The sequence below is a fragment of the Streptomyces sp. NPDC030222 genome (genome assembly GCF_055573115.1).
Window position 1 is genome coordinate 455,617 of record NZ_JBVICA010000001.1, and the last position, 22,032, is coordinate 477,648.

At 72.7% G+C, this 22,032-nt stretch carries 21 protein-coding genes; 6 read left to right on the plus strand and 15 right to left on the minus strand.

Annotated features, from left to right (window positions below):
* Nucleotides 1-22: 22 nt before the first annotated feature.
* Nucleotides 23-601 carry a DNA-3-methyladenine glycosylase I gene (locus tag ACZ4Z5_RS01960; protein ID WP_468255173.1) on the minus strand — a complete coding sequence of 193 codons (579 nt, stop codon included), beginning with the start codon at nt 599-601 and terminating at the stop codon, nt 23-25.
* Nucleotides 598-1,062, minus strand: coding sequence for a DivIVA domain-containing protein (locus tag ACZ4Z5_RS01965; protein WP_468255176.1), 465 nt, complete (start codon nt 1,060-1,062; stop codon nt 598-600). Before ACZ4Z5_RS01965 ends, ACZ4Z5_RS01960 begins: the two co-directional genes overlap by 4 nt.
* 103 nt (nt 1,063-1,165) lie before the next feature.
* Here ACZ4Z5_RS01965 and folP point away from each other — a divergent pair, with 103 nt between their 5' ends.
* Nucleotides 1,166-2,041 carry a dihydropteroate synthase gene (folP, locus tag ACZ4Z5_RS01970; protein ID WP_468255179.1) on the plus strand — a complete coding sequence of 292 codons (876 nt, stop codon included), beginning with the start codon at nt 1,166-1,168 and terminating at the stop codon, nt 2,039-2,041.
* Nucleotides 2,042-2,416: 375 nt separating this feature from the next.
* Here folP and ACZ4Z5_RS01975 read toward each other — a convergent pair whose 3' ends face one another.
* Both ACZ4Z5_RS01975 and dapE read right to left on the minus strand, forming a co-directional pair.
* Nucleotides 2,417-3,169: an LOG family protein gene (locus ACZ4Z5_RS01975; protein WP_468255182.1), complete on the minus strand. Its 753-nt coding sequence runs from the start codon at nt 3,167-3,169 to the stop codon at nt 2,417-2,419.
* A gap of 133 nt (nt 3,170-3,302) precedes the next feature.
* Nucleotides 3,303-4,382 carry a succinyl-diaminopimelate desuccinylase gene (gene dapE / locus ACZ4Z5_RS01980; protein WP_468255184.1) on the minus strand — a complete coding sequence of 360 codons (1,080 nt, stop codon included), beginning with the start codon at nt 4,380-4,382 and terminating at the stop codon, nt 3,303-3,305.
* A 74-nt stretch (nt 4,383-4,456) separates the two neighbouring features.
* Here dapE and ACZ4Z5_RS01985 point away from each other — a divergent pair, with 74 nt between their 5' ends.
* Both ACZ4Z5_RS01985 and ACZ4Z5_RS01990 read left to right on the plus strand, forming a co-directional pair.
* Nucleotides 4,457-5,455, plus strand: a complete 999-nt coding sequence (locus ACZ4Z5_RS01985; protein ID WP_468255187.1) for a hypothetical protein — start codon at nt 4,457-4,459, stop codon at nt 5,453-5,455.
* Nucleotides 5,456-6,141: 686 nt separating this feature from the next.
* Nucleotides 6,142-6,513, plus strand: coding sequence for an ATP-binding protein (locus tag ACZ4Z5_RS01990; protein ID WP_468255190.1), 372 nt, complete (start codon nt 6,142-6,144; stop codon nt 6,511-6,513).
* Between the two features lie 171 nt (nt 6,514-6,684).
* On the opposite strand, the gene dapC is transcribed toward ACZ4Z5_RS01990, so the two are convergent.
* On the minus strand, nt 6,685-7,785 hold the full coding sequence (dapC, locus tag ACZ4Z5_RS01995; RefSeq protein ID WP_468255193.1) for a succinyldiaminopimelate transaminase: 1,101 nt from the start codon (nt 7,783-7,785) through the stop codon (nt 6,685-6,687).
* A 151-nt stretch (nt 7,786-7,936) separates the two neighbouring features.
* Nucleotides 7,937-8,257 carry a ferredoxin gene (gene fdxA, locus ACZ4Z5_RS02000; RefSeq protein ID WP_018561461.1) on the minus strand — a complete coding sequence of 107 codons (321 nt, stop codon included), beginning with the start codon at nt 8,255-8,257 and terminating at the stop codon, nt 7,937-7,939.
* Nucleotides 8,258-8,398: 141 nt separating this feature from the next.
* Between fdxA and ACZ4Z5_RS02005 the strand changes: the two genes are divergently transcribed.
* The gene (locus ACZ4Z5_RS02005) at nt 8,399-9,397 is read left to right on the plus strand and encodes a GNAT family N-acetyltransferase (protein ID WP_468255196.1); all 999 of its coding nucleotides are present in this window, start codon (nt 8,399-8,401) and stop codon (nt 9,395-9,397) included.
* A gap of 17 nt (nt 9,398-9,414) precedes the next feature.
* Complete coding sequence (locus ACZ4Z5_RS02010; RefSeq protein ID WP_468255199.1) at nt 9,415-10,245, plus strand: transglutaminase family protein; 831 nt, start codon at nt 9,415-9,417, stop codon at nt 10,243-10,245.
* Nucleotides 10,246-10,381: 136 nt separating this feature from the next.
* Here ACZ4Z5_RS02010 and ACZ4Z5_RS02015 read toward each other — a convergent pair whose 3' ends face one another.
* The 5 genes from ACZ4Z5_RS02015 to ACZ4Z5_RS02035 form a co-directional block, all read right to left on the minus strand.
* Nucleotides 10,382-10,999, minus strand: a complete 618-nt coding sequence (locus tag ACZ4Z5_RS02015; protein ID WP_468255202.1) for an LppU/SCO3897 family protein — start codon at nt 10,997-10,999, stop codon at nt 10,382-10,384.
* 538 nt (nt 11,000-11,537) lie between these two features.
* Nucleotides 11,538-13,703 (minus strand): peptidoglycan binding domain-containing protein, encoded by a 2,166-nt coding sequence (locus ACZ4Z5_RS02020; RefSeq protein WP_468255205.1) that lies wholly within the window; start codon nt 13,701-13,703, stop codon nt 11,538-11,540.
* Between the two features lie 128 nt (nt 13,704-13,831).
* Nucleotides 13,832-14,212, minus strand: coding sequence for a DUF6113 family protein (locus tag ACZ4Z5_RS02025; protein ID WP_468255208.1), 381 nt, complete (start codon nt 14,210-14,212; stop codon nt 13,832-13,834).
* Nucleotides 14,209-15,123: an N-acetyl-1-D-myo-inositol-2-amino-2-deoxy-alpha-D-glucopyranoside deacetylase gene (gene mshB, locus ACZ4Z5_RS02030; protein ID WP_468255211.1), complete on the minus strand. Its 915-nt coding sequence runs from the start codon at nt 15,121-15,123 to the stop codon at nt 14,209-14,211. The genes ACZ4Z5_RS02025 and mshB overlap by 4 nt, the downstream gene beginning before the upstream one ends.
* Before the next feature lie 127 nt (nt 15,124-15,250).
* On the minus strand, nt 15,251-15,445 hold the full coding sequence (locus ACZ4Z5_RS02035) for a hypothetical protein (protein WP_468255214.1): 195 nt from the start codon (nt 15,443-15,445) through the stop codon (nt 15,251-15,253).
* Between the two features lie 160 nt (nt 15,446-15,605).
* On the opposite strand from ACZ4Z5_RS02035, the gene ACZ4Z5_RS02040 reads away from it, so the two are divergent.
* Entirely contained in the window at nt 15,606-17,723 is a 2,118-nt protein-coding gene (locus tag ACZ4Z5_RS02040; RefSeq protein ID WP_468255217.1) for a S9 family peptidase, read from the plus strand.
* 304 nt (nt 17,724-18,027) lie between these two features.
* Here the strand turns inward: ACZ4Z5_RS02040 and ACZ4Z5_RS02045 are convergent, their stop codons facing one another.
* Genes ACZ4Z5_RS02045 through ACZ4Z5_RS02060 form a run of 4 tightly spaced genes read right to left on the minus strand, consistent with a single transcriptional unit; the run spans nt 18,028 to nt 22,024 of the window.
* On the minus strand, nt 18,028-19,128 hold the full coding sequence (locus ACZ4Z5_RS02045; RefSeq protein WP_468255220.1) for an ABC transporter ATP-binding protein: 1,101 nt from the start codon (nt 19,126-19,128) through the stop codon (nt 18,028-18,030).
* Entirely contained in the window at nt 19,121-20,095 is a 975-nt protein-coding gene (locus ACZ4Z5_RS02050; RefSeq protein ID WP_468255223.1) for an ABC transporter ATP-binding protein, read from the minus strand. Before ACZ4Z5_RS02050 ends, ACZ4Z5_RS02045 begins: the two co-directional genes overlap by 8 nt.
* Before the next feature lie 11 nt (nt 20,096-20,106).
* Entirely contained in the window at nt 20,107-21,108 is a 1,002-nt protein-coding gene (locus ACZ4Z5_RS02055) for an ABC transporter permease (protein WP_468255226.1), read from the minus strand.
* On the minus strand, nt 21,101-22,024 hold the full coding sequence (locus ACZ4Z5_RS02060; RefSeq protein WP_468255229.1) for an ABC transporter permease: 924 nt from the start codon (nt 22,022-22,024) through the stop codon (nt 21,101-21,103). The genes ACZ4Z5_RS02055 and ACZ4Z5_RS02060 overlap by 8 nt, the downstream gene beginning before the upstream one ends.
* Nucleotides 22,025-22,032: the final 8 nt, after the last annotated feature.

Sequence of the window (22,032 nt, forward strand, 5' to 3'; positions counted from 1 at the left end):
CTCGGCCCTGGGCCCGGATGCGTCATCCGCGGGCGACGCAGTCCTTCAGATGGTCGTCGACCAGACCGCACGCCTGCATGAGGGCATACGCCGTGGTGGGGCCGATGAAGCGGAGGCCCCGCTTCTTGAGGTCCTTGGACAGGGCGACGGACTCCGGCGACACGGCGGGCACGTCGGCGAGGGTGACAGGCGCCGGGCGGCCCGCCGGGTCCGGGGCGTAGGACCAGATCAGCTCGTCGAGCTCGCCCGGGGACCAGTCGGCGAGGACCCTGGCGTTGGCGATGGTCGCCGTGATCTTGGCGCGGTTCCGGATGATTGCGGGGTCGACGAGGAGCCGTTCGGCGTCCTCGCCGGTGAAGGCGGCGACCGCCTCGATCCGGAAGTCGGCGAAGGCCCGTCGGAAGCCCTCGCGCCGCCGGAGGATGGTGATCCAGGACAGCCCGGACTGGAACGCCTCCAGGCACAGCCGCTCGTAGAGGGCGTCGTCACCGTGGACCGGGCGGCCCCATTCCGTGTCGTGGTACGTCACGTACTCCTCGGCGGACAGGCCCCAGGGGCAGCGCAGCCGTCCGTCGGGGCCCGGAACCGCTCCCCCGGTCACGGCTGCCGCCATCCGCCGTCGCCGGAATCGGCGCCGGGCTCCCGGCCCCGGCCGGGCTCCTGGCCGTACCCGTCCTCGGGGCCCTGCCGGTGGTCCGTTCCGCGGTCCCACTCGAAGCCGGGCGCCCGGCTCTTGCCGAGCTGCACGCCCGGGCGGTCCTGCGGGCCGGATACGCCCGCCAGCGCGGACTCCAGTTCGGCAATGCGCGCGTCCCGTTCCGCGAGCTCGGCGCCGAGCCGGCTCAGGACGTCGTCCACCTCCGCCATGCGGTAGCCGCGCGGCGCCATCGGCAGGCGCAGCGCCTCGAGGTCGGCCCGGCCGACGGGCCGGGTCTCGGGCAGGGCGTCCACGAGGCGCTGCGGCTCGGGCTCGGAGAGCACCGCTCCCTCGTGCCCACCCACCACGGCGAGCGTGACCGCGGCGACCACCACGACCATCGCGATCAGCAAGAACCAGAACACCACGCGTCTCCCCGCAACGAAACAGAATCCGTCCGGGTCCGATCGTGCCATGCGGCCGCTCCGGTTAAGGTCGCAGGCGACCCACAAGAGGAGGAAAGACGGGATGCACAGGCGTGGCCCGCTGCGGCTGGGACGGCGCGAGTTCGGCCCCCACGAGCCGGTGATCATGGCGATCGTGAACCGGACCCCCGACTCCTTCTACGACCGCGGCGCCACGTTCCACGACGAACCCGCCCTCGCCAGGGTGGAGCAGGCGGTCTCCGAGGGCGCCGCGATCATCGACATCGGCGGGGTCAAGGCCGGTCCCGGCGAGGAGGTGTCGGCCGAGGAGGAGGCACGCCGCACGGTCGGTTTCGTCGCCGAGGTGCGCCGCCGCCATCCGGACGTGGTGATCAGCGTCGACACCTGGCGGCACGAGGTCGGCGAGGCCGTGTGCGAGGCCGGCGCGGACCTGCTGAACGACGCGTGGGGCGGGGTGGACCCCCGGCTGGCCGAGGTCGCCGCGCGGTACGGCGCCGGACTGGTGTGCACGCACGCGGGCGGGGCCGAGCCCCGTACGCGCCCGCACCGCGTGGAGTACGAGGACGTGGTGGCGGACATCCTGCGGGTGACCGTGGGGCTGGCCGAGCGGGCCGCGGCGCTGGGGGTGCGCGGCGACGGCATCCTCATCGACCCGGGCCATGACTTCGGGAAGAACACCCGGCACAGTCTGGAGGCGACGCGCCGGCTCGGCGAGATGACCGCGACGGGATGGCCGGTGCTGGTGTCGCTGTCCAACAAGGACTTCGTGGGCGAGACGCTCGACCGGCCGGTGAAGGAGCGGCTGATCGGCACGCTCGCCACGACTGCGGTGTCGGCGTGGCTGGGCGCGCAGGTCTACCGGGTGCACGAGGTCGCGGAGACGCGGCAGGTGCTGGACATGGTGGCCTCGATCGCCGGCCATCGCCCGCCTGCGGTAGCCCGCCGCGGCCTGGCCTGAGACGGCCTCCGGACCGGTGGCCTGCCCCTGACCACCGGTCCGGAGCAGCGCCTCCGAAGCCGGTCCGTCCGCCGACCACGGCCCCGCCGGTACACCGCACGGGGCCGACGCTTCCGGCAGCCCGGCGCAACACCGCGGTACCGCACACGCCACCCCACCACACCCCGGACGGCAGGCCGGCCACGGCGACCCGGCGGACGCACGGGCGTCGGCGTCGGCCTCTGCGCACGGCTGCGCGGTACGCGCACGACCGTCGGCGCTCCCCCGGGCCCGGCGCCGCGCCGCAGTGCGGCCCGCGTAGGCGTCCGAACGCCGCAGGCGCCGCCGTACGCCGGGTGGCGCCTGCGGGCGGTCCGGCCGGACCGGTGCGGTCCGTCAGCGGCCGACCTCCTTGCTGACCAGCGCCACCGCCTCGTCGACGTCGTCCGTCACGTGGAAGAGCAGCAGGTCGCGGGGCAGGGCCTTGCCGCTGGCGACGACCGTGTCGCGCAGCCAGTCGACGAGGCCGCCCCAGTAGTCGGTGCCGAAGAGCACGATCGGGAAGCGGGTCACCTTGCGGGTCTGGACGAGGGTCAGTGCCTCGAAGAGTTCGTCGAGGGTGCCGAAGCCGCCCGGGAGGACCACGAACCCCTGCGCGTACTTCACGAACATCGTCTTCCGGACGAAGAAGTAGCGGAAGTTCACCCCGATGTCGACGTGCGGGTTCAGTCCCTGTTCGAAGGGCAGCTCGATGCCGAGGCCGACCGAGATGCCCCTGGCCTCCCGGGCGCCCCTGTTCGCCGCCTCCATCGCGCCGGGACCACCGCCGGTGATCACCGCGAAGCCGGCATCGACCAGTGCCTTGCCGAGCCTGACCCCGGCCTCGTACTCCGGGGAGCCCTCGGGAGTGCGGGCGGAACCGAAGACGCTGATCGCGCCGGGCAGTTCGGCGAGCGCGCCGAAGCCCTCCACGAACTCGGACTGGATGCGCATGACCCGCCATGGGTCGGTGTGGACCCAGTCGGAGTCGCCGACGGTGTCGAGGAGCCGCTGGTCCGCCGTACCGGGCTGCACCTGGCCCCTGCGGCGCAGCACCGGGCCGAGCCGCTGCTCCTCCGGCCTCCGTGCTCCCTCTTCGGGGTTGGCCATGCCGTGCTCCCTCCGCCGACGTTCAATGTTCCACGATCAGCCTAGGGCGACGAACGTTACCGATCTCCCAATTTCCGTGGGCGGTGAGCGGACACGACGGTTCCGGGACCTCCACGACGTGCCGGGCCGGGCATCAGGCGGTCAGCCAGGCGCGGAGCCGCTCCTCGGCGTGCCGGATCCGGGAGGTCTGCACGCGCTCGTCCCGCTTGTGGGCGAGCAGGGGGTCGCCGGGGCCGTAGTTGACGGCCGGCACCCCGAGGGCGCTGAAGCGGGAGACGTCGGTCCAGCCGAACTTGGGCCGGGCCTTTCCGCCGACGGCGGCCATGAAGGCGGCGGCGGCCGGGTGCGAGAGGCCGGGCAGGGCCGCACCCGAGTGGTCGTCGACGACGAATTCCGTGACTCCGCAGTCCGCGAAGACCTCGTGGACGTGGGCCATGGCCTCCTCCTCGCTGCGGTCGGGCGCGTAACGGAAGTTGACGACGACCGTGCAGGCGTCGGGGATGACGTTGCTCGCGACTCCGCCCTCGATCCGTACGGCGTTCAGGCCCTCGTGGTACTCCAGTCCGTCGATCACCGGCCGCCGCGGTTCGTAGCGGGCCAGCCGTTCCAGGATCGGCGCGGCGGCGTGAATGGCGTTCGACCCCATCCAGCTCCGCGCGGAGTGTGCCCGCTCACCCTCGGTGCGCAGCAGGACCCGAAGGGTTCCCTGGCATCCGCCCTCGACCTCGCCGTCGGAGGGCTCCAGGAGGACCGCGAAGTCACCCTCCAGCCAGTCGGGGTGGGCGTCCGCCACATGTCCGAGACCGTTGAGGTGGGCGGAGACCTCTTCGTTGTCGTAGAAGACGAAGGTGAGGTCGCGGTTGGGTTCGGGGACGGTCGCGGCGATCCTCAGCTGCACGGCCACCCCGGACTTCATGTCACAGGTGCCGCAGCCCCACAGCACGCCGTGCTCGTCGAGGCGGGAGGGGACGTTGTCCGCGATCGGCACTGTATCGATGTGCCCCGCGAGGATGATCCGTTCGGCACGTCCGAGGCCCGTGCGGGCCACGACGTTGTTGCCGTGCCGGTCGACGGTGAGGTGCGGGAGTGCGCGCAGCGCCTCCTCGATGGCGTCGGCCAGGGGCTTCTCACCTCCGCTCACCGAGGGGAGGTCCACCAGCTGCGCAGTCAGTGCCGCGGCGTCCTGGGTGAGGTCGAGAGAGGTGTCTGCCATGCACCAGACCCTAGCGAACCGGGCGTCAGGGGATCCGTACGGTCCGTTTTCCGGACTCCAGTACGGTGGGCCTCGTGTCCGAGCCCGACCTGTCTCCCCGCCGTGGCCGCCTCTTCCGTTTCGCGGCCGCGTTCGTCGTGCTGCTGGCGCTCGCCGCGTACGCGGCCGTCCAGTACGTGACCAGCAGACCGGGTGCGCCCCGGTGCATGGTGCAACCCGCCGAGGGGGACGGGGAGCCCTACGAGTTCTCCCTGGAGCAGGCGGAGAACGCGGCGACCATCTCCGCGGTCGGCACGACGCGGGGCATGCCGGAGCGGGCGGTCACCATCGCGCTCGCGACGGCGCTCCAGGAGTCCGCGCTGCGCAACATCCGGCACGGCGACCGGGACTCGCTGGGCCTGTTCCAGCAGCGCCCGTCGCAGGGCTGGGGCACGCCCGAGCAGATCATGGACCCGGTGTACTCGGCGGGCGAGTTCTACAAGCACCTGGACAAGGTGCCGGGCTATTCGCGGCTGCCGCTGACGGTCGCGGCGCAGCGGGTCCAGCGCAGTGGTTTCCCCCAGGCCTACGCCAAGCACGAGCCGGACGCGACGCTTCTGGCGGCGGCGCTGACCGGGCGGGCGCCGGCGGCACTGAGCTGCGTGACGGCGCCGGGTCAGGGCGCCGGGGACGTGGCCGAGGTACGGGAGAGCCTGGTGCGCGCCTTCGGCCGGGACGTGCTGCCGGCGGAGTCGGCGCAGCCCGGCTCGGCGGGCCCGCTGGGCTCGCCCGGCGCGGGCAGGACCGCCGCGCGTGAGCTGTCCGTGCCGGTCCCGGCAGCGGGCGCGGTCGGCGCGGCAGAGCCGGGACAGCGCGGCTGGGAGCTGGCGCACTGGGCGGTGGCGCAGGCGTCGGTGCTGCGGATCGAGCGTGTGGAGCACGCGGGCCGGGTGTGGACGGCGGAGGCCACGGGGGGCGGCTGGCATCGGCTGGCGGGCGGCGGGGACGCCTCGAAGACCCCTTCGTCGCAGTCCTCGCCTTCCGGCAGCCCGGCGTCCGGGGCCGGGACGGTCCGGATCGTCGTCGCGCAGTAGGCCCGGTCCCGCGGGGACCGTCTCCCCGCAACCACACCTGCCGGTCACCAAGGCTGCCGCGAGGAGAGAGCGCCACCCGGTCCGCCACGACCGTCGCGACCGCCGCGACGAGAGACCACTTCCCCGTCCGCCACGGCCGGCGGCAAGGAGAGACCACTCCTCGGTCCGCCACGATGGCCTGCGAGCAGAGGCCGCCTCCCGAAGCGACCGCTTCCCGAGGAGCCCTGCCCTCGGACCCCGCCCCGGCAGCCCCCCGCTCCCGGCCACCCCGCCTGTACCGAACCCGCCGCCCCGAGCCCACCCACGCGGACCCGGCGCAGCCGCGCCCTCTCCCGATCCCCGCCCCGGCGCCGCGTACCCCCGCGGTCGGCATCCTCCCCGAGGCCCACCCGGAAGGGGTGCGCAGACGTGCGGTCCGTCACCCGCGAGCGTCATCACCGGCGTGTCGGCGAGGCGGACGCGGCGGCTCGTGCCCCGCGTGCTGCCGAATCGTCAATCCCCTTGGGGACAAAGGGCCACGCCCCTCCGGGCCGCCACCGGAGAAGCCCCGTTCATCCCGGTTCGGACAGGGCCGATCAGGTGACGCATTACCCACTCTTTACCTTCGTGCTCCGCAACCTCCCGCACCCTCCGAGCGGTTGTCACTGCGTCCGATCGCCGGACAGTCAGACCATCTAAGGAGCACGATGTCCCTCCCCCTGACCCGCCGTATCGCCCGCGCCGCGCTTCTCATCGCGGCTGGTGCAGCGCCCGTGGTCGGTGCGGCCGGATCCGCCGGCGCCGCGGATCTGGCGCAGGCCCCGAACGTGGCCGGACTGACCTCGTTCGACACGGCCCCCGCCACCGACGCGGTGGACGGTGTCTCGGAGAAGGCCGCCGCCACCGCCAAGACGAACGACAAGACGGTGCGGGAGACCGTGAAGAAGACGGCCCCCCTCGCGCAGGAGACCGCAGGCAAGGCCGCGGCCACCGGTGGCGGTCTGCTGGGCGAAGCGGCCAAGGGTGCGACCGGCAACACCCTGCCCACCTCCGGCGTGGCCCTGCCGCTGAGCCACTGAGCCGTACACGGGGGCTGCCGGCCCGTACGCCGGGGCGGCAGGCGCGTACGACGGACGGCACGCCGGAAGGACGGCAGCCCTGACGAAGGGGGCCCGGGGAGTCACGCCGACGCGGTTGGTACCAACAGCGTGGGTCACACTCCCCGGGCCCCTTCCGTCGTTTCCCGTGCGCTACGGCGCGAGACGCTTCACCGCGGCGGCGACCCGCTCGTCGGTCGCGGTGAACGCGACCCGCACGAACCGCTCACCGGCCGCCCCGTAGAAGTCGCCCGGCGCGACCAGGATGCCGAGGTCCGCCAGGTGCGCGACGGTCTCCCAGCAGGGCTCGTCGCGGGTCGCCCACAGGTACAGGCTGGCCTCGCTGTGCTCGATCCGGAAGCCGTGCGCCACCAGCGCGTCGCGCAGGGCGGCGCGCCGGGCCGCGTACCGGGCGCGCTGCTCGGCCACGTGCTCGTCGTCGCCGAGGGCGGCGACCATCGCGGCCTGCACCGGGGCGGGCGTCATCATGCCGCCGTGCTTGCGGATCTGGAGCAGTTCGGAGAGCACCGCCGAGTCGCCCGCGAGGAACGCGCCGCGGTAGCCGGCGAGGTTGGACCGCTTGGACAGCGAGTGGACCGAGATCAGGCCCTTGTACGTGCCGCGGGAGACTTCCGGGTGCAGGACCGAGACCGGTTCGGCCTCCCAGCCCAGCTCCAGGTAGCACTCGTCGCTGACCACGAGCACACCGTTCTCGTCCGCCCACTCCACGATCCGGACCAGCTCGTCCTTGGCCAGGACCCGGCCGGTCGGGTTGGACGGCGAGTTCAGCCACAGCAGGGCCACCCGGTCCGGGTCGAGATCGGCGACCGGGTCGTCGTAGACGACCGGCTCGGCGCCCGCGAGACGGGCACCGACCTCGTACGTCGGGTAGGCGAGCCGCGGATACGCCACCTGGTCGCCGGGGCCCAGGCCGAGCTGGGTCGGCAGCCAGGCCACCAGTTCCTTGGAGCCGACCACGGGCAGCACATTGCGGTGGTCCAGCCCGCGTGCGCCGAGCCGCCGCTCCAGCCAGCCGACGATCGCGTCCCGCAGCTCGGGCGTGCCCCAGACCGTGGGATAACCGGGAGAGTCGGCGGCCGCCACGAGGGCTTCCCGGATCAGCGCGGGCACCGGGTCGACGGGCGTGCCGACGGACAGGTCGACGATGCCGTCGGGGTGGCCGGCCGCCGTCGCCTTGTAGGGCTCCAGCTTGTCCCAGGGGAAGACGGGGAGACGCGAGGAGACTGCGCTCACGAGCTGCTCACTTTCTCGTACGTACCGATCCGCCGCTGCCTGTACGCACCGGGGCCGGCGTCTGCCGGTGCCCGGCGCACGCACCGCAAACGGCTCGGTCCCGTACGGCGGCAGACCGTACGGGACCGATGCGGCATATGCGGACCGCTGCTTACTCGCCCTGGGGCGGCAGCGCGGCGATGAACGGGTGGTCGCGCTCGATCAGGCCGAGCTTGGAGGCACCACCGGGAGAGCCGAGCTCGTCGAAGAACTCGACGTTGGCCTTGTAGTAGTCCTTCCACTCCTCCGGGGTGTCGTCCTCGTAGAAGATCGCCTCCACCGGGCAGACCGGCTCACAGGCTCCACAGTCGACGCATTCGTCCGGGTGGATGTACAAGGACCGCTGGCCCTCGTAGATGCAGTCGACCGGGCACTCCTCGATGCACGCCTTGTCCTTGACGTCGACACAAGGCTGCGCGATGACGTAGGTCACGCTGTCGTTCCTCCTCGATAGGGCGCTGGCGGGCCTCCGTAGGCTCCGCCGCCTGGCGCGCGGGAGCGCGGCGTCGTCGATGCCCGAGATCTAGTATCTCCGTTCCGGGGCATGATCCGAACAGGAGGGGCGGACACAACTGTGGAATTCACTGCCGGCGGACGGTACGAAGTCCGTGTGACCCCGGCTGACGTGGGAAAACGTGTTTCCGTACGCAGCCTGACCAGCGCGGAAGCCGCAGCCCCGAAGTTCACGGACACCGTCGGGGTTCTCACATCATGGGACGCGGGAGTGCTCGACATCACACGAAAGGACGGCGAGCACGTCCGGATCGCGGAATCGTCCCTGGTCGCGGGCAAGGTGGTGCCCCCCGCCCCGGCGCGTCGCCGGGGTCCCGCCGCGACCTTCGAGGAGCTGGCGCGGGCCACCGCCCGTGCCTGGCCGCCGGTCGAGAGCGAGCGGCTCGGCGACTGGGAGCTGCGGGCCGCGGGCGGCTTCACCCGGCGGGCCAATTCGGTGCTGCCCCTCGGCGACCCGGGTGTGCCACTGGACGAGGCCCTGTCACGGATCCGCGCCTGGTACGCCGAACGGGGCCTTCCCGCGTACGTGCAGACGGCGACCGGCGCCGAGGGCACCCAGGAGGCCCTGTGCGCCGAGCTGGAGCGGCGCGGCTGGGTGCGCGAGGTGAGCGCGCAGGTGCGGATCGCCGCGCTGGCACCGATCGCGGACGCCGTCGCCAGCTCCGTGACGGACCGGGTGGTGCTGTCCCGCTCGTGCGACGAGCCGTGGATGCTGCGGTACGGGCGTACCGGCACGGTCGGCCCCGAGGTGGCGGCCGTGCTGGGCGGCGGCCCCTCGGTGTGGTTCGCGACCGTCCTCGAAGAAGGCGCGCCGGCTGCGATCGGCCGATGCGTGGTGGACGGCCGCTGGGCCGGGTTCATGGCCGTGGAGGTCGATCCCGCGCACCGCCGCCGCGGCCTCGCCACCGCCGTGATGGCCGCGCTCGCCCGGCGGGCTCTGGACGAGGGCGCCTCGGCCGCCTGGCTCCAGGTGGAGGCGGGGAACGGCGCGGCCCTCGCCCTCTACGACGGCATGGGCTTCGCGGCCCATCACGCCTACCACCACTTCCGATCACCGTGAGCGGGTACGAGGGCTGTATGGACAGGGGCAGTTCGCCGTGGCGGCGGCGTTTCGCCGAGGAGGCCCGCTCGGAGCGGCCGGACCTCGCGACGCTGTGCCTCCTGGTGGCCGCGGAGGCGGATCCGTCGTTCGAGGAGCGCGACCTCGACGAGGCGCAGATCGAACTGGACCGGCTGGCCGGGCTGCTGCCTTACGGTCTGAGCACCCCCGTCGCCTGGGCGCTCGCGCTCGCCGACCTGCTCGGCACCCGGTTCGCGTTCCGCGGCTCCCCCACGGACTACCAGCGGCTGGAGTCCTCGCTGCTGCCCCAGGTGCTGCGGCGCCGGCGCGGCCTGCCGATCCTGCTCTCGGTGGTCTGGATCGAGGTCGCCCGCCGGGCCGGCGCCCCGGTCCACGGCGTGGCGCTCCCGGGCCACTTCGTGGTGGGATTCGGCGCCCCCGAGGAACAGGTCCTGGCGGACCCCTTCGACGGCGGCCGGGTCCTGACGGGCCCCGACGCCGAGCTCCTCGTCGCGGGCGCCACGGGCCGTTCCCTCGAACCGTCGATGCTGGTCCCCGCCGATTCCCTCGACATCGTCCAGCGCATCCTCAACAACATCCGCGCCTGGGCCGCCGCCCGCCCCGAGCACACCGACGTCGCCCTGTGGGCCGTGGAGCTCTCGCTGCTGCTCCCCCGCCACCCGGCCCGCCTCCGCTACGAACACGCCCAGTTGCTCGTCCACCGCGGCGATTTCCTCGCGGGAGCGGAGGAACTGGAGGAGTACGCGGACGTGGTGGCCGCGGTCGAACCCGCCACGGCGGCGACCGTCCGCGAACGGGCGCGGGCGGCACGGGCGATGCTCAACTGACGGACGGGGGACCGGCGGACGAGGCAGACATACGCCGGCCGGCGGACGAGGCCCCGACGGACGCGGCACACGTGCACCGGGCCGGTGCACGAGGACGGTCGGCGGGGTGCGCCCGGGAGGGCCGGCCCTCGGGGTGTCAGCCCTTGTAGCGCGGGACCGGCTTGAGGCAGTACGTCAGGCCGTCCTCGGTGTCGGGCGCGCCGATCATGTAGGGGACGGTGGGGCAGTCGGGTTTGTCGACGACCGAGTAGGCCGCGTCGCTGTCGCCGCAGTCCACCTTCTCCGTTCCGTCGGACGGGCTCGATCCCGTGACACGCACGCAGTCGCCGACGGAGACCTTCTCCGCGCCGCTCACGAGCACACCGATGACCAGCAGGGTCACGAAGGGCACGACCAGCAGCATCACCGCCGACAGGGCCACCAGGGCCGGTGGGCGGGCGAGGACGCGCTTGCCGGGGTCGAGGGGCCGGTGGTGGGCGCCCACGGGCTCGGGGAGGTCCCGGAAGCGGGCGCGGACCCCGAGGTTGGCGAGGACCACGAACGGGGTGATGACGCACGACAGGGGTCCCCACCAGCCCTGCCACAGGGTTTTCGACTGCATCTCGCGGTAGATCGCCGTACCGCAGGTGCGGCAGAAGTTTCCCTGGCGCTTCAGGAAGCGCATCAGCACCAGCAGGCCCTGGTGTCCGCGGACCACGCCGTAGGCCGCCGGCTGGGCGCCGCAGATATGGCAGGTGAGGACCTGCTGCGCCATCGCGGGCTGCGTGGCGGGGGCGGCGGCCGTCGGGTACGTCTGGCCGTACGGCCCCGTGGCCGCGGGCTGGGACGGAACGGTCGGCCCGTACGGTCCGGGGGCCGCGGGCCGGGACGGGTACGCCGGGCCGTACGGTCCGGGGGCCGCGGACGGGTACGCCGGCCCGTAGGGTCCCGGCGGCGGCGAGGCGTACGGGCCCGGTCCCTGGGCGGACGGATGGGGGTACCCGTAGGGGCCCCGGCCGGGCTGCTGCGGCTGCGGCGGTATCGACACGGTGGTGGGAGCCGGCCCTTCTCGTAGGCGGTCCGCACCGGTTCCACTCGGTCGGGGACCGCGAGTTCCTGGATCGCCGTCGGCGGGTGGTCGCGGGACCGTCCCCTGAGACGGCCGGAGCGCGGACGGGGTTCCGGGTCGTCAGTGCGCGGCCCGGGTTCCGCGCAGTCAGCGCGCGACCGCGGGTTCCGGGTCGGTGGAGCCGTCCGCCGCACGCGCGACGGCGGGCCCGGAACAGGGTGTGTCCGGGCCCGCCGTACGTGCGTCAGCTGGGATCGAGCTCGATCACCTCGGTGCGCTCCGCGGGGGTCTTGCCGCGCAGCGCCGTCTGGAGGGCGCTCGCCACGTCGTCCGCGGAGACGGGGTGCTTCTTGCCGTCGCCCTTGGTGATCTCGATGCCGTCGAAGACGCCGTCGAGCAGTTCCGTGATCGCCTGCTTGTCGTAGACCTCGACCAGCTTGCCGTCGACCGCCTTCATGGAAAGGATCTTCGGCAGCGAGCGGGCCGGACCGAACTGGATCTGCTTGCCGCCCGCCTTGATCGTGACCAGGCCGGACATGGCCGGCTGGGCGAACTCGCGCATCGCCCGGTCCAGCTCGGCCTGGCCGACCGCCGGTTCACGGGTGGTGACGGGCAGCTCGACGGTGTTCGGCTTGCCGGTCTCGACCTGGGCGCGGTAGGCGTCCCGTACCGAGATCATCGACTGGCCCACGTCCAGCGTCTTGCCGGTCTTGCCGGGGACGGCGACGGCCTTGCCGGGGACGAACCGGATGGTGCCCTCGGTGGCCGTGCCCGACGTGCTCGCGAGCTCGGCGAGGGCGACACGGAGCTTCTCGTTGTCGACCGGGATCACCGGCTGCGCGGTCCGCTCGCCGCCGAACAGGGTGGAGATCACCGACACCGGGTTGTAGTCGCTGCCCGCGGCGCCGCGCACGGTGGCCTGGCCGTCCAGGGAGAGGCCCGCGTTCACGGGGCTCAGTTCGGCATTCTTGCCGTCGACCATGAGCTGGAGCGGCACGGTCGCGCGCTCGCCGAACGCCGCGTCGAGCTTCTTGACCGCTTCCGCCTTGGTGCCGCCGCCGATGTCGACGCCGAGCACCGTGGTGCCCTTGGGCACCTCGGAGTGGTTGAGGAGCAGTCCGGCTCCGTAGGCGACGCCGAGCAGGCCGAAGACGCCGGCGCCGAGGAGGACCATCTTGGAGCGGCCCTTCTTCGCGGGCGCGGACGGGGCCGCGGAGCGTGCCGGGGCCGGGGCGGCCGCCGGGCCGGGGGCCGGCACCCGCGGCGGGGCGTCGGTGCCGGAGGCGCCGGGCCCGGGCGGGAACGGGGAGCGGTGCTCCGGCGGCACCACGGGGATGCCGCTGGTCAGCGTGTCCCCGGAGACGCGGTCTGCCGGGTGGCCCGGCCCGCCGGGCGTGTACCGGCCGTCGGAGGGCGGCTGCGGGGTGAGTACGGCCGTGTCGTCGGACATCGCCAGCGCCTCGGGGACTCCCGGGATGCCGGTGATGGGCGCGCCGGTGTCGTCCGAGGGCCACAGCGAACCGGTGCCGGTGACCGGACCGGTCGTGGCGCCGGCCGGGGTCACCGGGCCGGGTGCGGGACGGTCGTCGGGCCCGGGGTGGGCGCCCGGGACGTTCCCGTCGCGGTACGGCGAGGGGGCGGGCCGGCCGCCCTGGGCCGGGAAGCCTCCGAGTCCGCCGTCGCCGTGGTCCGGGAGGCCGGGTGCCGGCTGCCCGACGCCCTGCGGGGCGGGAGCGCCGGTGGGCCGCACGCTGCCGGGGACGCCGGCCAGCCGGGGGCCGCCACCGGAGACACCGGGCATGCCCGGCCCTGCGGGCGCGCCGGAGCCGCCGGGGGGACCACCGGCGCCGACGGCCGGGCGGGGAGCCGACGGGCGGCCGGGGCCGCCCGGGGCCGCGCCGGGAGCGGAGCCGGTGGCCGCGCCGGGACCCGCTCCGGGACCCGACGGTGCGGGGCTCCCGGCGGCCGGCGGCTTGCGCGGCGCGAACCAGGAACTGGTCTTCTCCTCGGCGGGAGGCTGCGGAGCCTCCTCCCCGGGCGCCGGGTGCGCGGCGGCCGGGGCCTCGACGCGAGGCGTGGCACCGGTCCGCTCGGCGGAGGACTCCTCTGCGCGGGCGGCCTCGCCGGTCCCCTTCTCCGGCTTGCCGGAGTCGCCCATGGGCGTGCGCATGACGACCGGCGGAATGGGGCGCGACCCGGGGATGTTGATCCGGATCCGCGTGGTCAGCGTGGTCTCGGTCCTCTTCTCGTCCGGCACGGACGCGGTCGGCTCGCCGGACTCCTCCGGAGCATCCTGCGTCGGGTGCAGCGACGGGTACTCCCGGGTGCCGTACGGCGGCGTTCCCGAGGGGTACACGGCTCCGCCGCGCCCCTGGGGGCCGGAGGACGGACTGTCATTTTCACGACTCAAGGCAGGTTTCTCCCGGTTGGCTCCGCTGCCCGTGCTTGCTGCGTGCTGGTGCTTCGTCGGACGTCTCGGACAGCTCGGCGGCGCGCACCACCATACTGGCCGTCACGGACCGACATAAGTCGACTCCGTCACTTGCCGAGCGGAGCGGATTCCCCGCCGGGCTGCGGCACCCGCGGCATCGTGGCACAGATCACGCCGACGGCCATGCCCCCCAGCAGGTAGACATACGACGCCATTCCGGCACCGAACGCGAAGTCCCCTTCCGGGCGGGTGGTCGTGAGCAGCATGACGGCGAGCAGCCATCCGGCGGCCGGCACGGCGGCTCCGATCCTGGTCCCGGTCAGTTGCGTCCCTCCGTAGAAGAGGGACCCGGCACCACCCAGCGCCAGCACCAACCCGCCCGGGAACCAGGCTGCTTGGACGAGCGTCCCGGCCACACCGACGAGCAGGCCGAGGAGCAGGAGCGCGGCGTAGGCGACGATCCGGCGGGGATCGGGTGTGGCGTTCACGACACCTCCAGCCCGGCGAACAGATCGCGCTCCCGGCCACCGTCCCGGACACCCGGGGTACCGCGGACGAGTTCGTAGTACTCGGTTGTGAGGATCGGCTGTCCGAGGTCGTTGGAAAGTGCGAAGAACGGGCCTTCCACCGAAATCTGCGTGACGTGCGCGCGCATCGCGGCCGTCTTGGCAGCCGTGTAGGGCGTGCCGTCGATCTCCGCGGTGATCACGTCGTCTTCGACCACGCCGGGAATGTCCGACAGGTCGCCGATGTCCGGGAAGGAGACCCCGGAGGCCCGCAGCCGGGCGAAGCCCTCCTCCGCCACTGACCGCGGGACGCGGTTCCAGTAGATCTTCGCGACGGAGTGGGGAGCGCCGTGGCCGTGGGCGGGGTCGGCGGCGAGATCGGCGGCCCGCATGGCGACCCGGTGGGCCTGGATGTGGTCGGGGTGGCCGTAGCCGCCGTCCGGGTCGTACGTGACCAGGACCTGGGGGCGCACGGCACGGATCACCGCCACGAGGTGTCCCGCCGCCTCGTCGACGTCCGCGCCCCAGAAGGCCCCTTCGCGAGCGTTCTGCGGGGCGCCCATCATGCCGGAGTCGCGGTACCGGCCGGGCCCGCCGAGCGAGCGGTGGTCGGTGACGCCCAGCTCCGCCATGGCCGCGGCGAGTTCCCCGGCCCGGTGGGCTCCGAGGGTGTCGTCGCGGTCGGCGGCCAGGTGCGCGAGGGCGGGCGGGATCACCTCGCCCTCTTCCCCGAGGGTGCACGTCACCAGCGTGACGAGGGCACCCTCGGCCGCGTACTTGGCCATGGTGGCGCCGTTGTTGATCGACTCGTCGTCGGGGTGCGCGTGCACCAGGAGCAGACGACGGGCGGGGGCACCACCCGGGCGAAGCTCCGGGGGAGGAAGGTCCGTCATACGGGACAGCCTACGAGGAGTCCCGCCTGGGGGTTCCGGTGGATCACGGAGTACCGATCCACCGGGGTGCCCCGCGCCGGTCCACCGGGCATCCACCGGACGCCCCCAGGGGATGCGCCGGACACCCCTAGAACTTGAGGCCGCCGATCATCCCCGCCACGTTCGTGGTGAGTTGACTGATGGTGGGCGCGATCGACGAGCTGGCGAGGTAGAAGCCCAGCAGCATGCAGACCGCCGCGTGTCCCGCCTTCAGTCCTGCTTTCTTGACCAGCAGGAAGACGACGATCGCCAGCAGCACCACCGCCGAAATCGAGAGTGCCACGGCGGTCACCTCCAGTTTTACGGTCGGGAACGGGCAGTTGTAGGGCAGCACGGACCAGGTGGTTCATACCCACCCAGTGCTACGGATCATAACTATCCGTGCGAACGCATTGATCGGTGCACGGCAGCACGAGGGGCGCACGGCCGCTAGGTTCGGTTCCATGACGTCCACCGAACCCTCGTTTCCCAGGCAGTACGCCAGGACTCAGCGCTTCACCCTCGGCGCACCCCGCTCGTTCACCGTCTCGCCTGACGGGACGCGGGTGGTCTTCCTGCGGTCGGCATCGGGCACCGATCGCGCCAACAGCCTCCATGTCCTCGACCTCCGGGAGACCGCCGCCGAGCGCACGGTGGCCGATCCGGAGACGCTCCTCGGGGGTGCGGCCGAGCAGCTGTCCGCGGCGGAGCGGGCACGGCGCGAACGCAGCCGCGAGGGCTCGGCGGGCATCGTGGCCTACGCCGTGGACCGGGCCGTGGAGCTGGCCGCCTTCACCCTGTCCGGGCAGCTGTTCGCCGTGGAGCTCCGGGCCGGCACCGCGCGCGAACTGCCGGTGCCGGGACCGGTGCTGGACCCCCGCCCGTCGCCGGACGGGCGTCTGGTGGCCTACGTCGCCCAGGGTGCGCTGCGCGTCGTGGGCGCGGAGGGCGAGGACGACCGGGCGCTCGCGGAGCCGGAGGACGCCCATGTCACGTACGGGCTCGCGGAGTTCGTCGCCGCCGAGGAGATGGACCGGACGCGCGGCTTCTGGTGGTCGCCGGAGTCGGACCGGCTGCTGGTGGCGCGGGCGGACGACCGCGAGGTCGCGCGGTGGTGGATCGCCGACCCTGCGCACCCCTCCCGGGAGCCCGCCGAGGTGGCCTATCCGGCGGCGGGGTCGGCCAACGCCGAGGTGCGGCTGTTCGTCTGCGCGCTGGACGGCAGCCGGACGGAGGTGCACTGGGACCGGGTCCGCTACCCGTACCTGGCGCGGGTGCACTGGTCGGACGCAGGGGCCCCGCTGCTGCTGGTGCAGGCCAGGGACCAGCGGACCCAGCTGTGCCTCGGGGTGGACCCGGAGAGCGGCGCGACGCGCGTCGTGCACGCGGACGAGGACCCGGTGTGGCTGGATCTGTTCAACGGGGTACCCGCCTGGGACCCCGCGTCGCGGCTGGTACGGATCGCCGACGAGGGCGGTGCGCGGGTACTCACCGTCGGGGACCGGGCCCTCACCGGTCCGCAGCTGCAGGTGCGCGCGGTGCTCGACATCGGGGACAACGACGTCCTCGTGTCCGCGTCCGCCGGTGAGGCCGCCGCGGCGCCCGAGGTGGGCGAGATCCATGTGTACCGGGTCAACGAGCTGGGCGTGGAACGCGTCTCGGAGGGCGTCGGCGTGCACTCCGCGGTCCGCTGCGGCGATGTGACCGTCATGTCCTCGGCGACGCCGGAGAGCGGCCCGGTGGTCCGGGTGCTGCGGGAGGGCAAGCAGCTGGTCGTCGTGGCCGGTCACGCGGAGCGGCCGGTGCTGACGGCCCGGGTGCGGCTGCTGGAGGCGGGCGCGCGGCGGATCCCCTGCGCCGTGCTGCTGCCGACGGGCCATCGGGACGGTGACGGCCCGCTCCCGGTGCTGATGGACCCCTACGGCGGGCCGCACGGGCAGCGGGTGCTCGCCGCGCACCACGCGCACCTCACGTCCCAGTGGCTCGCCGACCAGGGCTTCGCGGTGGTCGTCGCCGACGGCCGGGGCGCTCCGGGCCGTTCCCCGGGCTGGGAGAAGGCGATCCGGGACGACTTCGCCCTCACCCTCGACGACCAGATCGAGGCGCTGCAGGGCCTCGCCGAGCAGGGCCTGCCGCTGGATCTGGGGCGGGTCGCGATCCGCGGCTGGTCGTTCGGCGGCTATCTCGCGGCGCTCGCGGTGCTGCGCAGGCCCGATGTCTTCCATGCCGCGGTCGCCGGCGCCCCGGTCACCGACTGGCGCCTGTACGACACCCACTACACCGAGCGCTATCTCGGCGACCCCCGGGAACGTCCGGAGGTGTACGCCGCCAACTCGCTCGTCGGGGAAGGCGGGTTGTGCCAGGTGGCGGAGCAGCGACGACCGTTGATGATCATCCATGGTCTGGCCGACGACAATGTGGTCGCAGCCCATACCTTGCGGCTCTCCTCGGCCCTGCTGGCTGCCGGACGCCCCCATGAAGTGCTGCCGCTTTCGGGCGTCACCCATATGACCCCTCAGGAGCAGGTGGCCGAGAACCTGCTGTTGCTGCAGGTGGACTTCCTCAAGCGGGCACTGGCCTGATCCGGGTGACCGGCCGGGATGGACTGTCGCCCGTCCCGGCCGGCTCTACGGCACCCGCACGGCCGTACACGGCTCAGCGTGGCCTGTCCGTATATCGGGACTGAGACAGTCAAGTTGCCTGCGTGTTAACGAGGTTGATGGGCTTTTGCCCCGTTCTCACGGCAGACCGGCCCTGAACCGGGCCCGATCCGGCCCTGATCAAACACCGTGACCGGCCCCGAACCGGCCCTGGTTCCGCACCGATCGTCCGCTGGACGGCCTGAACCAGCCCTGATCCACCCCCGGGCCCCGCCCGGCTCCCCCGCTACTCCTCCACGGACGGCGGAGCGACCTGGGGCGGCGGAGCGGCCTGGGGCGGCGACGAGGGCGGCGATCCCTGCTCCGCCGGCACCGCGTGCACCTCCTCGGCGAAATGGCACGCCGAATCGTGTCCGGCCGGACCCTCGGCCGGCCGGAACTGCGCCGGGACGGCCAGCGGCGGCACCTCGAGCTCGCACCGGAGCTGCGCCTTCCAGCAGCGCGTACGGAACCGGCAACCGGACGGCGGGTTCGCCGGGGACGGCACGTCACCGGTGAGGATGATCCTCGCCCGGTGCTCCCGTGCCTCCGGGTCGGGGACCGGAACGGCCGACAGCAGCGCCTGCGTGTAGGGGTGCGTCGGATGGTCGTAGATCTCGTCGTCCCTGCCGAGCTCCACGATCCGGCCCAGATACATCACGCCGACGCGGTCCGAGATGTGCCGCACGATCGACAGGTCGTGGGCGATGAACACATAGGACAGATGGAACTCGCCCTGCAGCCGCTCCATCAGATTGACGACCTGTGCCTGGACGGAGACGTCCAGCGCGGACACCGGTTCGTCAGCGACGATGATCTCGGGCCGGAGCGCCAGCCCGCGGGCGATGCCGATGCGCTGGCGCTGGCCGCCGGAGAACTGGTGCGGATAGCGGTTGACGTACTCCGGGTTGAGGCCGACGACGTCGAGGAGCTCCTGCACCCTGCGGCGCCGGTCGCCCTTCGGCGCCACCTCGGGGTGGATCTCGTACGGCTCCCCGATGATGTCCCCGACCGTCATCCGGGGGTTCAGCGAGGTGTACGGGTCCTGGAACACCATCTGGATGTTCCGGCGTACCGCCTTCAGGGCCCGGCCGGACAGCCGGGTGATGTCCTCGCCCTTGTAGCGGATCCGGCCGGCCGTGGGCCGTTCCAGCTGGACCAGCATCCTGGCGAGGGTGGACTTGCCGCAGCCCGACTCCCCCACGATGCCGAGCGTCTCACCGGCCGCGAGGTCGAGATCGACGCCGTCGACGGCCTTCACCGCGCCGATCTGCTTCTTGAAGAGGATGCCGCGGGTCAGCGGATAGTGCTTGACCAGATCGCGCACCTCGAGGATCGCCTCACCCATGGAGTGCCTCCTCCCAGAAGTGGCAGGCGCTCCTGCGGTCGCCGGACACCTCGTACAGCGGCGGCGCCTCGGTCCGGCAGCGGTCCCGGGCGAGCGGGCAGCGCGGGTTGAACGCGCATCCGGGCGGGATCCGCGTCAGGTTGGGTGGGAGGCCCTTGATGGCGTACAGCTCCCGGCCCTTGCGGTCCAGGCGCGGAATGGAGGCCAGCAGGCCCTTGGTGTACGGGTGGGCGGGGGCCCGGTAGATGTCGTGGACCGGGGCGGTCTCGACGATGCGGCCCGCGTACATGACGGCGATCCGGTCCGCCACGTCGGCGACGACCCCGAGGTCGTGGGTGATCAGGATCAGCCCCATGTGGTACTCGCGCTGCAGCTCCGCGAGGAGCTCCATGACCTGGGCCTGGACGGTCACGTCGAGTGCGGTCGTCGGTTCGTCGGCGATGATCAGCGCGGGTTCGAGGGCCATCGCCATGGCGATCATGATGCGCTGCCGCATACCGCCGGAGAACTGGTGCGGGTACTGGCCGACGCGCTCCTTCGCGGCCGGGATGCGGACCCGGTCCATGAGGTCGACGGCCCGGGCCCTCGCCTCCTTCCGGGACATGCCACGGTGCACCACGAACATCTCGCCGAGCTGTTCGCCCACGGTCAGCACCGGGTTGAGGGCGGACAGGGCGTCCTGGAAGATCATCGCCATCTCGGCACCCCGGACCCTGCGCCGTTCCTCCTCCTTGAGGGGCAGCAGGTCGCGGCCCCGGAAGCGGACCTCGCCGCCGGTGATCCGTCCCGGAGGGATGTCGAGGATGCCCATGACGGCCTGGGCGGTGACGGACTTTCCCGACCCGGACTCGCCCAGCACGGCGAGCGTCTCGCCCTCGCCGACCGCGTACGAGACGCCGTTGACGGCCTTGGCGACACCGTCGCGGGTGCGGAACTCGACGTGCAGGTCCTTCACTTCGAGCAGCATGCGGTGCCTCCTCAGCGCAGCTTGGGGTCGAGGGCGTCGCGCACCGCGTCGCCGAGCATGATGAAGGCGAGCACCGTGACCGCCAGCGCGCCGGCCGGCCACAGCATCATGTGCGGGGCGTTGCGGATGTACGGGGAGGCGGCGGAGATGTCGATGCCCCAGGAGACGGTGGGCGGTTTCAGGCCGACACCGAGGTACGAGAGCGTCGCCTCCAGGGAGATGTACGTGCCGAGCGCGATGGTCGCGACGACGATGACCGGCGCGACGGCGTTGGGTGTGATGTGGCGCAGCAGGATGCGCGTGTTGGACGCTCCGAGGGCCCGCGCCGCCTGGACGTAGTCGTTCTGCTTGGCGGTGATCACGGAACCGCGGCCGATCCGGGCGACCTGGGGCCAGCCCAGCAGCACCATGAAGCCGATCACCGGCCAGACGGTGGAGCTGGTCACCACCGACAGGAAGACCAGGCCGCCCAGGACCACCGGGATGCCGAAGAAGATGTCGGTGAACCGGGACAGGACGCTGTCCGCGAACCCGTCGTAGAAGCCGGCGACCGCCCCCAGTGCGGAGCCGAGCAGCGCGACCCCGAGGGTGGCGCACACGCCGACGGTGACGGAGGTGCGGGCGCCGTAGACGACTCGGGTGTAGACGTCGCAGCCCTGGCCGTCGAAGCCGAAGGGGTGGCCGGGCTGGGAGCCCTCCTGGGCCTTGCCCAGGTCGCACTGGAGGGGATTGCCGCTCGCGATCAGCGAGGGCCAGACCGAGATGACCACCAGGAAGAGGATCACCAGGCCGGAGACGACGAAGACGGGGTTGCGCCGCAGGTCGTGCCAGGCGTCCGACCACAGGCTGCGGGGCCGCGCCTCGGGCCCGGTGCCCTCCGGACCGGTGCCCTCGGGACCGCCGGGACCGGTCGAGGAATCCGGCTCCAGCGTCTCCCCCTCGCTCGTCGCGAGGTCCATCGGGCCGCCCATCCCGGTGGGGGCGATCGCCCCGTCCTGCGACTGCTCAGGCATAGCGGATCCTCGGGTCGAGTACGGCGTACAGGAGGTCGACCAGCAGGTTCGCCAGGAGGAACACCAGGACGAGGACGGTCACGAAGCCCACGACGGTCTGGCTGTTCTGCCGCACGATGCCCTGGTAGAGCTGGTAGCCGACGCCGTGGATGTTGAAGATCCGCTCGGTGACGATGGCACCGCCCATCAGCGCTCCGATGTCCGTGCCGATGAAGGTGACCACCGGGATCAAGGAGTTGCGCATCAGGTGCCGGGTGGTGACCCGGCGACGCGGGAGGCCCTTGGCGATGGCGGTGCGGATGTAGTCGGCGCGGCGGTTCTCGGCGATCGACGTCCTGGTCAGGCGGGTGACGTAGGCGAGGGAGACGGACGCGAGGACAAGACCGGGCACGATCAGTTCGTTCAGCGGAGCGGCCGGGGAGACTGCCGGGTCGATCCAGCCCCACTCCACGCCGAGGAGCAGTTGGAGCAGCAGTCCGGTGACGAAGGTGGGGACGGAGATGACCACCAGGGTCATCATCAGGACTCCGGTGTCGACGGGGCGGCCGCGGCGAAGGCCGGTGACCACCCCGAGGGTGATGCCGATGACGATCTCGAAGAAGATCGCGACGAGAGTGAGCCGGATGGTGACCGGGAAGGCACTGGCCATGAGTTCGGTGACCGGCTGGCCGTTGAAGGCGGTGCCGAAGTCACCGGTGAAGACGCTGCCCATGTAGGTCAGGTATTGCTGCCACACGGGCTTGTCGAGTCCGAACTCCTTGCGGAGCTGGGCGGCGGTCGCGGGGTCGCACTGCCGGTCGCCGCAGAGGCCCGCGACGGGGTCGCCCATCACGTTCACCATCAGGAAGATCAGCAGTGTGGTGCCGAAGAAGACCGGGATCATCTGCAGCAGACGCCGGATCACATACCGTCCCATCGCGGGCC

Excerpts from the sequence above, each read along its gene's own strand:
- ACZ4Z5_RS02040 (WP_468255217.1), top strand. The coding sequence starts at position 15,606 with ATGACGTCCACCGAACCCTCGTTTCCCAGGCAGTACGCCAGGACTCAG.
- folP (WP_468255179.1), top strand. The coding sequence starts at position 1,166 with ATGCACAGGCGTGGCCCGCTGCGGCTGGGACGGCGCGAGTTCGGCCCC.
- ACZ4Z5_RS02015 (WP_468255202.1), bottom strand. The coding sequence starts at position 10,999 with ATGGCGCAGCAGGTCCTCACCTGCCATATCTGCGGCGCCCAGCCGGCG.
- ACZ4Z5_RS02055 (WP_468255226.1), bottom strand. The coding sequence starts at position 21,108 with ATGCCTGAGCAGTCGCAGGACGGGGCGATCGCCCCCACCGGGATGGGC.
- ACZ4Z5_RS01975 (WP_468255182.1), bottom strand. The coding sequence starts at position 3,169 with ATGGCCAACCCCGAAGAGGGAGCACGGAGGCCGGAGGAGCAGCGGCTC.
- ACZ4Z5_RS02050 (WP_468255223.1), bottom strand. The coding sequence starts at position 20,095 with ATGCTGCTCGAAGTGAAGGACCTGCACGTCGAGTTCCGCACCCGCGAC.
- ACZ4Z5_RS01990 (WP_468255190.1), top strand. The coding sequence starts at position 6,142 with ATGTCCCTCCCCCTGACCCGCCGTATCGCCCGCGCCGCGCTTCTCATC.
- ACZ4Z5_RS02045 (WP_468255220.1), bottom strand. The coding sequence starts at position 19,128 with ATGGGTGAGGCGATCCTCGAGGTGCGCGATCTGGTCAAGCACTATCCG.
- ACZ4Z5_RS02060 (WP_468255229.1), bottom strand. The coding sequence starts at position 22,024 with ATGGGACGGTATGTGATCCGGCGTCTGCTGCAGATGATCCCGGTCTTC.
- ACZ4Z5_RS02010 (WP_468255199.1), top strand. The coding sequence starts at position 9,415 with ATGGACAGGGGCAGTTCGCCGTGGCGGCGGCGTTTCGCCGAGGAGGCC.
- dapE (WP_468255184.1), bottom strand. The coding sequence starts at position 4,382 with ATGGCAGACACCTCTCTCGACCTCACCCAGGACGCCGCGGCACTGACT.
- mshB (WP_468255211.1), bottom strand. The coding sequence starts at position 15,123 with ATGACGGACCTTCCTCCCCCGGAGCTTCGCCCGGGTGGTGCCCCCGCC.